Origin of the sequence: Streptococcus salivarius, assembly GCF_009738225.1 — a bacterium.
GTDB lineage: Bacteria > Bacillota > Bacilli > Lactobacillales > Streptococcaceae > Streptococcus.
Map to the genome: position 1 here is coordinate 743880 of NZ_CP018187.1, position 12720 is coordinate 756599.

The 12720-nt window shown below is 42.5% G+C and carries 15 protein-coding genes; 11 read left to right on the forward strand and 4 right to left on the reverse strand.

Annotated features, from left to right (window positions below):
- The first annotated feature begins 16 nt into the window (after positions 1 to 16).
- From BSR19_RS03840 to BSR19_RS03850, 3 genes are all read left to right on the forward strand, one after another.
- Positions 17 to 658, forward strand: a complete 642-nt coding sequence (locus tag BSR19_RS03840; RefSeq protein WP_038675697.1) for a GDSL-type esterase/lipase family protein — start codon at positions 17 to 19, stop codon at positions 656 to 658.
- Between the two features lie 95 nt (positions 659 to 753).
- Positions 754 to 1368: a hypothetical protein gene (locus BSR19_RS03845; protein ID WP_014634193.1), complete on the forward strand. Its 615-nt coding sequence runs from the start codon at positions 754 to 756 to the stop codon at positions 1366 to 1368.
- 239 nt (positions 1369 to 1607) lie between these two features.
- Entirely contained in the window at positions 1608 to 3269 is a 1662-nt protein-coding gene (locus BSR19_RS03850) for a SulP family inorganic anion transporter (RefSeq protein ID WP_156246603.1), read from the forward strand.
- Positions 3270 to 3321: 52 nt separating this feature from the next.
- On the opposite strand, the gene BSR19_RS03855 is transcribed toward BSR19_RS03850, so the two are convergent.
- Genes BSR19_RS03855 through BSR19_RS11800 form a run of 3 tightly spaced genes read right to left on the reverse strand, consistent with a single transcriptional unit; the run spans position 3322 to position 5176 of the window.
- Positions 3322 to 4137: a TIGR03943 family putative permease subunit gene (locus BSR19_RS03855; protein WP_014634199.1), complete on the reverse strand. Its 816-nt coding sequence runs from the start codon at positions 4135 to 4137 to the stop codon at positions 3322 to 3324.
- On the reverse strand, positions 4137 to 5039 hold the full coding sequence (locus tag BSR19_RS03860; RefSeq protein WP_038675700.1) for a permease: 903 nt from the start codon (positions 5037 to 5039) through the stop codon (positions 4137 to 4139). The genes BSR19_RS03855 and BSR19_RS03860 overlap by 1 nt, the downstream gene beginning before the upstream one ends.
- Before the next feature lie 5 nt (positions 5040 to 5044).
- Positions 5045 to 5176, reverse strand: coding sequence for an SPJ_0845 family protein (locus tag BSR19_RS11800; protein ID WP_002885949.1), 132 nt, complete (start codon positions 5174 to 5176; stop codon positions 5045 to 5047).
- 228 nt (positions 5177 to 5404) lie between these two features.
- On the opposite strand from BSR19_RS11800, the gene BSR19_RS03865 reads away from it, so the two are divergent.
- The 7 genes from BSR19_RS03865 to BSR19_RS03895 all read left to right on the forward strand — a co-directional run bounded on the left by BSR19_RS03865 (position 5405) and on the right by BSR19_RS03895 (position 11117).
- The gene (locus BSR19_RS03865) at positions 5405 to 7537 is read left to right on the forward strand and encodes a Tex family protein (protein ID WP_084869091.1); all 2133 of its coding nucleotides are present in this window, start codon (positions 5405 to 5407) and stop codon (positions 7535 to 7537) included.
- On the forward strand, positions 7524 to 7964 hold the full coding sequence (locus tag BSR19_RS03870; RefSeq protein ID WP_084869092.1) for a SprT family protein: 441 nt from the start codon (positions 7524 to 7526) through the stop codon (positions 7962 to 7964). Before BSR19_RS03865 ends, BSR19_RS03870 begins: the two co-directional genes overlap by 14 nt.
- 65 nt (positions 7965 to 8029) lie before the next feature.
- Positions 8030 to 8293: a PspC domain-containing protein gene (locus BSR19_RS03875; RefSeq protein WP_002885986.1), complete on the forward strand. Its 264-nt coding sequence runs from the start codon at positions 8030 to 8032 to the stop codon at positions 8291 to 8293.
- Positions 8294 to 8420: 127 nt separating this feature from the next.
- A complete protein-coding gene (gene hprK, locus BSR19_RS03880; protein WP_156246604.1) occupies positions 8421 to 9350 on the forward strand; it encodes an HPr(Ser) kinase/phosphatase in 930 nt (309 codons plus the stop codon).
- Positions 9350 to 10141: a prolipoprotein diacylglyceryl transferase gene (lgt, locus tag BSR19_RS03885; RefSeq protein ID WP_156246605.1), complete on the forward strand. Its 792-nt coding sequence runs from the start codon at positions 9350 to 9352 to the stop codon at positions 10139 to 10141. The genes hprK and lgt overlap by 1 nt, the downstream gene beginning before the upstream one ends.
- Before the next feature lie 124 nt (positions 10142 to 10265).
- Positions 10266 to 10664: a DUF948 domain-containing protein gene (locus BSR19_RS03890; protein WP_002885965.1), complete on the forward strand. Its 399-nt coding sequence runs from the start codon at positions 10266 to 10268 to the stop codon at positions 10662 to 10664.
- Positions 10665 to 10676: 12 nt separating this feature from the next.
- Complete coding sequence (locus BSR19_RS03895) at positions 10677 to 11117, forward strand: YtxH domain-containing protein (RefSeq protein ID WP_156246606.1); 441 nt, start codon at positions 10677 to 10679, stop codon at positions 11115 to 11117.
- Between the two features lie 55 nt (positions 11118 to 11172).
- Here the strand turns inward: BSR19_RS03895 and BSR19_RS03900 are convergent, their stop codons facing one another.
- Complete coding sequence (locus BSR19_RS03900) at positions 11173 to 11469, reverse strand: DUF3270 domain-containing protein (RefSeq protein ID WP_073686240.1); 297 nt, start codon at positions 11467 to 11469, stop codon at positions 11173 to 11175.
- A 238-nt stretch (positions 11470 to 11707) separates the two neighbouring features.
- Between BSR19_RS03900 and BSR19_RS03905 the strand changes: the two genes are divergently transcribed.
- Entirely contained in the window at positions 11708 to 12637 is a 930-nt protein-coding gene (locus tag BSR19_RS03905; RefSeq protein WP_041826657.1) for a peptidase U32 family protein, read from the forward strand.
- Positions 12638 to 12720: the final 83 nt, after the last annotated feature.

Consider the following 12720-nt stretch of genomic DNA (forward strand, 5'->3'; position numbering starts at 1 on the left):
ATAGAAGAAAGTTATCATGGATGAATTAAAAGATATCAAACTTAAAAACTATCAGTACCTAAATGAGGTCGCTATCAAGGGGGAGACGCTTTTCACGGGCTCCTCTCTCATGGAGCTTTTTCCCATTTGTGAAATCGCTAGGAGTAGAGGTATCGACGATATCATCTACAATCGGGGCATCAGTGGTTTGAATACGGATGAATTTCTCCAGCATATCCATCCTCTACTTTTGGATCTGCAACCGAGTAAGGTTTTCATCAATATCGGTACCAATGACATGACCGAGGAGCCTTATGGAGATCAGTGGTTCCAACATATGACGGCAAATATCAGCCAAATTCTGGAGCAAACACTAGCTATATTGCCCCATACCAAGATTTACCTGATGGCTTTTTACCCAGCCAATCTTCATCTGCCTTGGCAGACCAAGGCTTCAATTCAGTGGATGAAACTGCGGACTCCTGAAAATCTTGACCGCTGTAACCAGGCTCTTGAGGAAATTGCCAAAACCTATGGCTGCCACTTCATTAATTGTAATGCTGATTTGGTTGATGATAGAAAAGAGCAGAAGGCTGAGCACACCTATGACGGCGTCCACCTTTATGCCAATGCTTACTTAAAAGTCTTTGAAGTTCTGGAGCCATATCTCCTGCATTAAGAAAATATGAGAGAATTTCCAGTTCTTACTCGCTTTTTTCCCTTGATTACAGTACAATAGACGTCAAAAGTGAAAAATTGAAATGAGGTATCCCTATGTGGAAATGGTTTAAACGACTCATTGTCCTCGTCATTGTGCTCTTTTTTGCAGTGGCGGCTCTACTTATTCCGGACAAGATCGACAGTCAGGACCAATTAAAAAATGTATCAACACAAACATCCCTTGCTGATTTAGCACAGGCTGGTATTGGTGGGGCGTCCCTTTCATCAGGCGGGGTTTCAACTGAGATTAATCTTGACAGTAATCAGTTTCGTCAAATCCTAAAAGCAAGCATGGCTGATTCTAATGACGAGACCTTGCAAAACAGTAGCGTAGAGTTGAATGATTCCTATCTAACAGCTAAGGTTCCCGTATCTCTTGGGCCTATCGGATCAACATTTAGCCTTGATTTTACGGTCAGCACTAACAAGGAAGTCATCCTACTAGACTTGGCAGGTGCCCACCTGGGTCGCCTTCCAGTTCCAAAATCACTGGTTCTGCCTTACCTCAAGAAGAGCATTGCCCAGTCCAGCAGTGGTATTCGCATGGTTAACGACCAAATTCAGCTCAAGCTTCCAGAAATCGGCTATGAAATTGAGCAAGCCTCTGTGACCAATAGCAAGATGAAGGTTAAACTTAACATTCCGATTTCCTTGCCAACAAGTTGGTAGTCCATAATGAATCTTTCAAAACAAGTCCATAGTCTGGACTTGTTTTTTGATACCTTCACTTCTAAACTAAGAAAGTTAAAAAATTCTTGAAATAATAGCTTTAAATCCCTCAATCCCCTAGAAAATGAGCTTTTCCTATGCTATCATAAGATTGTAAAATTGATAAGCGTCTGACACTCATTGAGAAAGAGTTATTTCACTGAGTTAAAGAGTTTTAGGACAGTAGTTAGGAGGAAAAAATGGACGCTTTAAAATATATCACACCCAAATTTTTCACTACCATCAGGAATTATTCTAAGGGCCAGTTTCTTAAGGACTTAATCGCAGGAGTCATCGTGGCTATCATTGCTCTCCCCTTGTCGATTGCTCTAGCGATTGCCTCTGGTGTTAATCCCGAACAAGGTCTTTATACAGCAGTTGTTGCAGGCTTTTTTATTTCCTTTTTAGGAGGTAGTCGGGTTCAGATTGGTGGACCTACCGCAGCCTTCGTTGTCATCATCTATGGCATCATCGCCCAGTATGGTATGGCTGGTTTGACCCTTGCCACGCTCATGGCGGGACTCATGCTTATTATCATGGGGCTCCTGCGTTTTGGAGACCTGATTAAGTTCATTCCCAAAACCATCACACTTGGTTTTACCTTGGGGATAGCTGTTGGGATTATGGCTGGACAGGTTAAAGATTTCCTGGGCCTTGAGATGAAGTCCGTGCCAGCTGAGTTCTTAGAAAAACTTCTAGCTTATGGGAAGCATCTTTCAAGTATTAGCTGGCCGACACTTGCAATTGGTATCTTGGCCCTAGTCATTCAAATCTTTTGGCCACGCCTTTCTCAGAAAATTCCGGGGTCTTTGGTTGCAATTATTGTGACCACAGCCATCGTAGCTTTTGGTCATCTCCCAGTCAAAACCATCGGTGATCTTTACACCATCAAAGCAGGACTTCCAAGTTTCACAGTTCCTGACCTATCATTTTCTTTGATTCGTCAAATGATGTCGCCAGCCTTCACCATTGCCATACTAGCAGCCATTGAATCCCTACTTTCTTGCGTTGTTTCAGACGGGATGATTGGTGGTAATCATCGCTCTAATGCTGAATTGATTGGCCAAGGTGTTGGGAATATCATGTCAGCCCTCTTTGGCGGGATTCCTGCAACGGGTGCCATCGCCCGTACCGCAGCCAATGTCAAAAATGGAGGACGGACACCAGTAGCGGGGATGGTTCATGCCCTTACCTTGCTTCTAATTTTACTCTTTCTCATGCCTTATGCCTCATTGATTCCTATGACCTGTTTGGCCTCAATCCTAATGATTGTCGGTTATAACATGAGCGGTTGGCGTACTGTCGTTCGTATAATCCAACGTGCCCCTAAGAGTGACCTAGCAGTCCTTATCGTAACCTTTATCTTAACCGTTTTCTTTGACTTAGTGATTGCCATTGAATTCGGTATGGTTCTGGCAGCCTTCCTCTTCCTCAAACGGATGTCGGACGTAGCTCAAATTCGTCAGTGGGTAGACAAGGAAAATCTGGACGATCCAGTTTTGTCTGAGGACAGCGACTTGAAACAAGTCCCTAAAAATGCAGTCGTATATGAAATCTTCGGTGCCCTCTTCTTTGGTGCAGCCAATAATTTCTTGAATGTTATCAATGACGATGGTAAGAATGTCCTTATCCTACGCATGCGAAACGTTCCAGCCATGGATATCTCTGGTCTGGATGCTCTTGAGGAAACGCTTGCTATCTGCCAAAAACGTGGCATGACCTTGCTTCTTTCTCACGTTAACGCCCAACCCTACCGAGTTCTCGAAAAATCAGGCTTCATCCAGACTATCGGTCCAGATAATATCTGCGAGTCGACGGACCAAGCCCTTGAAAAAGCAGTAGCCTTGGCAAAAGAAGCCTAGAAAATTTCATTTAGCACAAGAAGAAAAAGCCAGTTCAACTGAACTTGGCTTTTTAAAATACGCGATAAACATAGGGATTGTCAGGCTGACCGACCTCTTTAACCTCAGTCAAATTGAGGATAGGGAGGCTCTGTTTAAGATTTTGATAATAATCCACAGTGATGGTACCAGTGACTTTTACCCAGGTATTATCCTTGAAGGTTTGGTCACTTCCTCTCGTCGCCAGTCCGTAAACACCTGAATCGGCGATACAGTGGATAATACCGAAACGGAAGATGAACTGATAACCCTTGGTCTGTGGGTCATTGTAAACAAAGCCGGTATAGGTGACCTTCTTGCCCACGAAATCGTTAGGATAGAGGTAGATGAGCTCCATGACTTCCATGTAATTTTCCGTGGTAATCTGGATGGTCTCACGTCCCTTGTACTTGGCTAGTTCCTTGGTCATCTCCTTCTCATAAGCAGAGGAGGTGAAGTAGGAGCTAGTGTCCGGCTTCAAGTACTGGATGGTCGTTCCCTCTTGGTCGGCCTGATTAGGATCACTCCCTGCCGCCAGTGGAAAATGATACCCCTTTGCTGATACGGTATTGGCATCCAAGGTTACTGTTGGCACCAAGAGCCCCGTAAGGACTGGAAAGGCCAAGAGAACGATGCTGGCTACCTTGGCTACTCGACCTGACAAATGCGAGTGAACCTTCATCTGCTTCATCCAAACAATGAGTTGAACCACGGCGAGGATAAAGGAAAGCACCATGGAAATGTAGGCCAAGTAGGAGTAGTGGATATTAATGTACTGGTTGAGCTTGCCAGAAACTTGCAAGTACATAACCAGCTCAAAATACCCAGATAAGATGAGAAAACGTAACATTAAATCACCCCCAATACCAGACAGTAAATGATTGTCACCAGACTTGCGGTTCCTACGAAGAGACCAACAAAGCGTGTCTTAAACTGGTGTTTCATCATGATTAGGTTCTTGATATCAACCATAGGACCAATGATAAGAAAGGCCACTGTTGGTGCTACTCCAAAGCTAGAGAGTAGCGAAGCTCCGATAAAGGCATCTGCCTCAGAACAAAGCGAGAGGATAAAGGCTAAAAGCATCATGATGAGGATGGCTGTCACCGAATTGTGCCCGATTGTCGTAAGAATACGGGTAGGTAGGTAGGTCTGCATCCCTGCGGCCACCAGGCTCCCGAAAATCAGGTAACGCCCAGTGTCGAAAAATTCATCTACCGCATGAATCAAGGCTTGAAAAACTTTCTTACCAGCTGACAAACCACTATAGTCGTGCACATGACTGACCTTACGATTATCCTTAAGAATCTGGTCATCCACCACAAAGCCAAGCAAGATTCCCAAAATCATGGCAATCAAGAAAGCCCCAAGGAAACGTAAAATCACGTAGTACCAAGAGTTCCCAAAGGCCGTATAGGTCGCAAAGAGAACGACTGGATTAATGATAGGAGCAGTTGCCATGAAAGGAATAGCCGTGTAGCTAGGCACTTTTTTCTCTAAAAAGCGCGTGATAATGGGAACAATCCCACACTCACAAGAAGGGAAAATAAAACCAATTAGAGTTCCAAAGAGAATAGCCAGGACCTTGTTTTTCGGCAGGAAGTTTTGGACCTTTTCAGGAGTCACGAAGACTTCGATAAAGCCAGACAGAATACTTCCCAACAAAACAAAGGGCAGGGCTTCGATAATAATAGATAGAAAAACTGCCAGAAGCTGCAAAACGCTATCTGGTAGTTGATGAAAAATAGCCATAACTATTATTTCTTCTTATCTTCTTGAAGACGTTTGTCCTTCTTAGGATCAGTTCCCGCCTTCTCAAAATCAGGGATAGCCGCAAAAGATGCCATCATGCTTTCAAGTTCATTTGTTTTTTTCTGAATAACCGCCATAAAAAGCCTCCGAGTTAAAATAAGATACTAAGGGCGTCATTTCTAAGAGAAAATTAGGGCATCGGCCGAAGAAGCTCTGCTTCTAGGAAGATGCATCTATTTTCCGAAAGAAATAGCCCCTAACAATAGGTTTACCTTTCTATTATACTACCTCTTGCTTAAAAATTCTCGCTTCAGCTACAAGGTTTTCTACCCAAGCAAATCTCCTATCGTGGTATAATAGAACTTATGGAAAATCGTAATCTAAAGACATTGGCTCAGGAATTGGGCCTAAAAAAACAACAAGTTGAAACAGTTTTGGAATTGACCGCAGAAGGCAATACCATTCCTTTCATTGCCCGTTACCGTAAGGAAAAAACAGGCAATCTGGATGAAACGCAAATCAAGGCCATCATTGATATGGACAAGTCCTTGACGGCTCTTCAAGACCGTAAGGAAACAGTTCTGGCCAAGATTGAGGCTCAGGGTAAATTGACTGACCAACTCAAGGCAGCCATTGAAGCGGCTGAAAAGTTGGCAGACGTGGAAGAACTCTACCTTCCCTATAAGGAAAAACGCCGCACCAAAGCGACTATTGCCCGTGAAGCAGGTCTTTTCCCCTTGGCACGTCTTATCTTGCAAAATAGTCCCAACCTCAAGTCTGAAGCTGAAAAGCTGACATCTGAAGCCTTTCCAACAGCTGATAAGGCTCTTGCGGGTGCTGTGGATATTTTGGTTGAGGCCTTTTCTGAGGACAATAGCTTGCGCTCTTGGACCTACAACGAAATCTGGAACAACAGTGACATCACTTCAACCCTCAAGGATCAATCGCTGGATGAAAAAGAAATTTTCAAGATTTACTATGATTTTGAGGATAAGGTGTCTAAACTTCAAGGTTACCGTACGTTAGCTCTTAACCGTGGTGAGAAACTAGGCGTTATTAAGGTAAGTTTTAAGCACAATCTTGAGAAAATGCACCGTTTCTACAGTGCTCGTTTCAAACAAAAAAATGACTATATCGAGGAAGTTATCAATCAATCTCTCAAGAAGAAAATCATTCCAGCTATGGAGCGTCGTATCCGAAGCGAATTGACTGAAGCAGCAGAAGATGGTGCTATTCAACTTTTCTCTCAAAATCTTCGAAGCCTCCTTCTAGTATCGCCACTTAAAGGCAAGATGGTACTTGGTTTTGACCCAGCCTTTCGTACAGGGGCTAAGTTGGCCGTGGTTGACCAAACTGGTAAGCTCATTACAACGCAAGTTATCTATCCAGTAGCTCCAGCAAGTCAGGCTAAAATCGCACAGGCTAAAAAAGACTTGGCTGACCTCATCAAAAAGTATGCCATTGAGATTATTGCGATCGGTAATGGAACAGCAAGCCGTGAAAGTGAAGCTTTTGTGGCAGAAGTCCTCAAGGATTTCCCAGAAACTTCTTATGTCATTGTCAATGAAAGTGGTGCCTCTGTCTACTCTGCATCAGAGTTGGCTCGCCATGAGTTTCCAGATTTGACGGTCGAAAAACGCTCTGCCATTTCTATTGCCCGTCGTCTCCAAGACCCATTGGCCGAGTTGGTTAAGATTGACCCTAAATCAATCGGAGTAGGCCAATACCAGCACGATGTTAGCCAGAAGAAACTGTCTGAAAATCTTGATTTCGTTGTTGATACCGTGGTTAACCAAGTCGGTGTCAATGTCAATACGGCAAGTAGTACCCTCTTGTCACACGTGTCAGGACTCAATAAGACCATTTCTGAAAATATCGTTGCCTACCGTGAGGAAAATGGTGAGATTGTATCACGTGCTGAAATCAAAAAGGTCCCACGTCTCGGTGCCAAAGCCTTCGAACAAGCAGCTGGTTTCCTCCGTATCCCAAATGCCAAGAATATCTTGGATAATACAGGGGTCCACCCAGAGTCTTACCCAGCGGTAAAAGACCTCTTCAAGCAGTTGGATATCACAGATTTGGACGACTCTGCCAAAAAGAAATTGAAGGCTCTTAATCTTAAAGAAACAGCAGAAGAGCTAGGGCTTGGACAGGAAACCCTTAAAGATATCATTGCTGACCTTTTGAAACCAGGTCGTGACCTCCGTGATGATTTTGAAGCACCAGTGCTTCGTCAGGATGTTCTTGAACTCAAAGACTTGTCAGTAGGACAAAAACTTGAAGGGACAGTCCGAAATGTTGTGGACTTTGGTGCCTTTGTGGATATCGGTGTCCATGAGGATGGCCTTATCCATATATCTGAGATGAGCAAGAGCTTTGTTAACCACCCAAGTCAGGTCGTTTCTGTTGGGGATTTGGTTACCGTGTGGGTATCAAAAGTTGATTTGGAGCATGAAAAACTCAACCTCTCCTTGGTGAATCCACGTGAATCTAACTGATTATGTTAAGACTGTTTCTATAGAAGATTTTGGCTGGGAATTTAAGCATCAAGCCTTGTGGAAGAAGCGTCTCCGAACCACTGGAGGTCGGTTCTTTCCCAAGGATGGACACTTAGATTTTAATCCAAAACTCTATGAGGAACACGGACTTGAAACCTTTCGAAAAATCGTCCGCCACGAACTCTGTCATTACCACCTTTATTTTCAAGGGAAGGGCTATAAGCATGCGGATAGAGATTTTAAGGATTTACTAGCCAAGGTTGACGGCCTTAGATACGCTCCAAAGATGCAAGGCCAAGAAGAAAATGATTATCTCTATCAGTGTCAATCTTGTGGTCATACCTACCGTCGCAAACGCCGTGTCAATACACGGAAATTTGGCTGCGGTTTGTGCCGAGGCAAACTCATTTTTCTAAATCAGTCCTAGGGCTGATTTTTTTAGTCTAAAAAAATCATATAATTAAATCAAAGAAATGATGGGAGAGGAAGACCATGTCAAATCGTTTTTATAAGACACGAAAAAATAGACTCGTCGCCGGTGTTGTTGCAGGTTTGGCAGATAAGTTTGGCTGGGACCTAGCTCTAGCTCGTATTTTGGCTATTATTCTCATGGTTTCGACGCAGTTTGGAATCTTCCTATACTTGGTTTTAGCCTTTCTCCTTCCTTACAAAGAAGATATTTATCCCGAAATCAAACTCAAGGATGGACGCAAACGTAAAAACGCTGAACCTGTTGAAGATGAGTGGAATTGGTAAGTAATTGTTAATAGACATTAACCTATGATTGGCCTTAGTGCTAGTCATAGGTCTTTTTTGCTTTGAGAGCCGCATTGAAAACCTTTTTATGATACAATGAAACTAGTAAATAATCGGAGGAAATAACATGACAGTAACCGTTAAAATGTTGGTTGACAGGCTTAAACTCAAGGTTGTCTATGGGAATAAGGAGCTTTTGGCAAAACCGATAACAACTGCTGATATCTCTCGTCCTGGTTTAGAAATGACAGGTTATTTTGACTATTATTCACCGGAGCGTATTCAATTGGTTGGGATGAAGGAGTGGTCCTACCTTAAAACCTTGACTGATCACAACCGTTACTCTGTTTTCAAAAACATGTTCAAAGAAGAAACCCCAGCTGTTATCGTAGCGCGTGGGCTTGATATCCCTGAGGAGCTGTATCGAGCAGCTAAAGAAAATGGCGTTGTGGTTCTTCAAGGCCGTAACGGCACATCATCTCTTTCAGGTGATATGTCTTGGTACCTCAATGCACAGTTGGCAGAACGTACCAGTGTTCATGGTGTTTTGGTTGATATCTACGGCATGGGTGTTCTCATCCAGGGTGACTCTGGTATTGGTAAGAGTGAAACAGGGCTCGAGCTAGTCAAACGTGGTCACCGCCTTGTCGCTGACGACCGTGTGGATGTCTATGCTAAGGATGAGGAAACTCTCTGGGGAGAACCTGCAGAAATTCTTCGCCATCTTCTTGAAATCCGTGGGGTTGGTATCATTGACGTTATGAGTCTTTATGGAGCCAGTGCTGTCCGTAATTCATCTCAAGTTCAGTTGGCCATCTATCTTGAAAATTTTGAAGACGGTAAGGCCTTTGATCGTCTTGGAAATGGGAATGAAGAAATTGAATTGCAAGGCGTTAAGATTCCACGTGTCCGCATTCCTGTTAAGACAGGCCGTAACGTATCAGTCGTTATCGAAGCTGCAGCCATGAACTATCGTGCTAAGCAAATGGGATTTGATGCAACCAAAACCTTTGAGGAACGTTTGACCAACCTCATTAGTAAGAATGGTGAAGACTAATGTTAGCTACTATTGATCCTATTGCTCTAAGACTTGGTCCCATTAGTATTCATTGGTATGCCATCTGTATCGTATCTGGTCTATTACTTGCCGTTTATCTGGCTCAGCGGTGGGCTCCCGAAAAGGGTATCGACCCTGAAAACATCCTAGATTTTATTCTTCTTGCTTTTCCTATAGCCATTGTAGGTGCTAGGCTCTACTATGTGATTTTCCAGTGGTCTTACTACAGTCAAAATCCTTCGGAAATTTTTGCGATTTGGAATGGTGGGATTGCCATCTATGGTGGCTTGATTGCTGGAGCAGCTGTCCTCTATTGGTTTGCTAAACGTCATGCCATTGCTGTCTTGGATTTTCTAGATATCGCAGCACCGGGCGTTATGATTGCTCAGAGTATCGGTCGCTGGGGAAACTTTATTAACCAGGAGGCCTACGGAAAAGCAGTTAGTCATCTGAATTATGTCCCAGAATTTATTCGCCAGCAGATGTACATTGATGGTAGTTATCGTGTACCGACCTTTCTTTACGAAAGTCTCTGGAACTTGGTCGGATTTATCATTATCCTAGGACTAAGACGCTTTAATAAGAAACTGCGTCAAGGAGATGTGACCTCATTTTACCTTATCTGGTATGGTCTTGGACGTTTTGTCATTGAAGGCATGCGTACCGATAGCCTCATGTTTGCTGGCTTGCGTGTTTCTCAATGGGTCAGCATCGCCATTATCATCTTGGGTGCTATCTTACTATATTTGCGAAAGCAACGTCCAGAGGCAGATTATAAAATGAAAAACTAGTCATATAGCTCAGACTTTGTTATAATATAATGAAAATTATCATAACAAAGGTCACTGGAAACTGGAGATTTTACTTCAGTTTTCTTGTAGCGACCTTTTAAAAAGGTCAAAGGAGTCCTAAACTATGGCAGAAATTGCATTTCTTATTATCGCAATCGCACTTGCTGCGTTCCTCATTGCATTGATCCCTACCCTACTTCGTACACGTCATGTGGTCAAAGAAGTTGAAGAAACAGTTGCTGTGCTTCGTACAGACATTAATGTAACCCTTCATCAAACAAATGAAATCTTGGCTAAGGCAAACGTCTTGGTTGAAGATGTTAATGAAAAAGTTCAAACAATCGATCCTCTCTTTGTAGCAGTAGCTGAGCTTTCAGAGAGTGTTTCTGACTTGAATACTGAAGCTCGTTACCTCGGTGCTAAAGCAAGTGCAGCAGGAGCAAGTGTCGGTAAGGCGGGTTCAGCCTTTGCTATCGGTAAAGTTGCTTCAAAACTATTTGGTAAAAAAGACAAGAAAAAATAAGGAGGTCTTTTCATGAGTAAATTTTTAAACACCCTAATCATTGGTGCAGCTTCTGGAGCTGCAGCAGCTTACTTCTTTACAACTGAAAAAGGTAAAGCTGTTAAATCACGTATCGATGAAGAAATCGCTTCATTCAAAGAAGATCCTAAAGCTTATCAAAATCAAGTAGTGGAAAAAGCTAGCGACTACAAAGATTTGGCAGTCGATACTTTCCAAGACTACAAAACAAAATTTGAAAACGGCGACATCACTGCAGATGATTTGACAAAAACCGTTCAAGAAAAAACAGCTCAAGTTGCTGACTTTGCAAAAGAAAGCTTTGAACTTATCAAGGAGAAAACAGCTCAAGTAACTCCTGAACAAGCGGATGTTGAAGCAGAAACAAAAGCTATCGTTGATGATATCGTCATTGATATTAAAGATATCTCTGAAGAAGCAGCAGAAGCAAAATAATAAAGAAAGCACATGAGGCTTTCTTTTTTTAGTACGAAAAAACGTTGACCAGCAGTCAACGTTTTTGTGCTTTATAATATTCGATTAGGACATAAATGCCTATCTGACCAATGACGCTAATGGTAATTGCCCAGAAGAAGGCCCAGAAGGTAGCCACCTGTGCTACTAAGAAAAGGAAGGCAACTAGGACTGTTGAAACACAGAAGCTTGAGACACGTCCAAAGAAAATCATATCTTGTAGCTTAATACTATTACTATTTAGACCTTGATAATCTTGATAATTCGTCGTTTGAGGATGCTCAGTCTCGAAATCTTCAATGTGATCAAATTGACGGTGTAAGTTGTCAGCCATGTCTGCCTCCTTTCTATATAAAATATCTAAACCACTTTTTCGTGTAGGTTAAAATACTTAGCCAGTATTTCACTATTTAGAATCTCATTAATAATACCATAAAAATTTTATATTGCAAAGTTTTTTTTGATTTTTGTGAAAATTATAGTATTTAAAAACTAATTTAAAATATTTAGATACGGGTGTTTGAACCTAAAAATTCTAAAAAAATCAAATCATTTGTGCTATAATGTGAGTTATGGAAAAAATAGTGATTACAGCGACTGCTGAGAGCTACGAGCAGGCACGTGAGCTCCTAGAACTTGGCGTAGATCGTATTTACATCGGCGAAAAAGCTTTTGGCCTTCGTTTGCCTAAGCCATTTTCATTCGCAGAGATGCGAAAGATTGCAGAGCTGGTACATGAGTCTGGCAAGGAATTGACTGTTGCCGTTAACGCCCTCATGCACCAAGGTATGATGGATGCTCTTCCAGACTACCTTGATTTTCTTGAAGAAATCAAGGCAGATTACATCACGGTTGGTGATGCAGGGGTTTTCTACATCTGTAACCGTGACAAACGTCCCTTCAAAATGATTTATGATGCTTCAACCATGGTAACCTCTAGCCGTCAGATTAATTTCTGGGGCAAACAAGCTGGAGCTTCTGAAGCTGTTTTGGCTCGTGAAATTCCGTCTGCGGAACTCTTCATCATGGCTGAAAATCTTCAAATTCCAGCCGAGGTTTTGGTTTACGGTGCAAGTATCATTCACCACTCTAAACGTCCGCTTCTTCAAAACTACTACAACTTTATCAAAACGGATGAAGCTGTTACCAAAGAACGTGACCTCTTCCTTTCTGAGCCTGGTGACCCAGATTCTCACTACTCAGTTTACGAAGACTTGCATGGAACACATATCTTTGCCAATAATGACTTGGATATGATGACTAAACTTTCAGAGCTCGTTGAACATGGTTTTGACCACTGGAAGTTGGACGGTGTTTATTGCCCAGGTGAAAACTTCGTAAAAATCACTGAGTATTTTGTGAAGGCTCGTGACCTCATCGAGGCTGGCGAATTTTCACAAGATCAAGCCTTCCTCTTTGATGAGGCTATTCATAAATTACACCCAGCCAACCGTGGTTTGGACACAGGTTTCTATGATTATGAACCTGACCGTGTAAAATAATAATCCTTCCTCTTTCGTTTGAGAGTTTTCCATTTTCAGGGAACGAAGGAGACTTCTAAAAACAAAAATCGACAATCTTGCAA

Coding starts and splice junctions, on each gene's coding strand:
- BSR19_RS03900 (WP_073686240.1), bottom strand. CDS start 11,469: ATGGCTGACAACTTACACCGTCAATTTGATCACATTGAAGATTTCGAG.
- BSR19_RS03875 (WP_002885986.1), top strand. CDS start 8,030: ATGTCAAATCGTTTTTATAAGACACGAAAAAATAGACTCGTCGCCGGT.
- BSR19_RS03850 (WP_156246603.1), top strand. CDS start 1,608: ATGGACGCTTTAAAATATATCACACCCAAATTTTTCACTACCATCAGG.
- BSR19_RS11800 (WP_002885949.1), bottom strand. CDS start 5,176: ATGGCGGTTATTCAGAAAAAAACAAATGAACTTGAAAGCATGATGGCA.
- BSR19_RS03845 (WP_014634193.1), top strand. CDS start 754: ATGTGGAAATGGTTTAAACGACTCATTGTCCTCGTCATTGTGCTCTTT.
- BSR19_RS03890 (WP_002885965.1), top strand. CDS start 10,266: ATGGCAGAAATTGCATTTCTTATTATCGCAATCGCACTTGCTGCGTTC.
- BSR19_RS03860 (WP_038675700.1), bottom strand. CDS start 5,039: ATGGCTATTTTTCATCAACTACCAGATAGCGTTTTGCAGCTTCTGGCA.
- BSR19_RS03840 (WP_038675697.1), top strand. CDS start 17: ATGGATGAATTAAAAGATATCAAACTTAAAAACTATCAGTACCTAAAT.
- BSR19_RS03865 (WP_084869091.1), top strand. CDS start 5,405: ATGGAAAATCGTAATCTAAAGACATTGGCTCAGGAATTGGGCCTAAAA.
- BSR19_RS03855 (WP_014634199.1), bottom strand. CDS start 4,137: ATGTTACGTTTTCTCATCTTATCTGGGTATTTTGAGCTGGTTATGTAC.
- lgt (WP_156246605.1), top strand. CDS start 9,350: ATGTTAGCTACTATTGATCCTATTGCTCTAAGACTTGGTCCCATTAGT.
- hprK (WP_156246604.1), top strand. CDS start 8,421: ATGACAGTAACCGTTAAAATGTTGGTTGACAGGCTTAAACTCAAGGTT.
- BSR19_RS03895 (WP_156246606.1), top strand. CDS start 10,677: ATGAGTAAATTTTTAAACACCCTAATCATTGGTGCAGCTTCTGGAGCT.
- BSR19_RS03905 (WP_041826657.1), top strand. CDS start 11,708: ATGGAAAAAATAGTGATTACAGCGACTGCTGAGAGCTACGAGCAGGCA.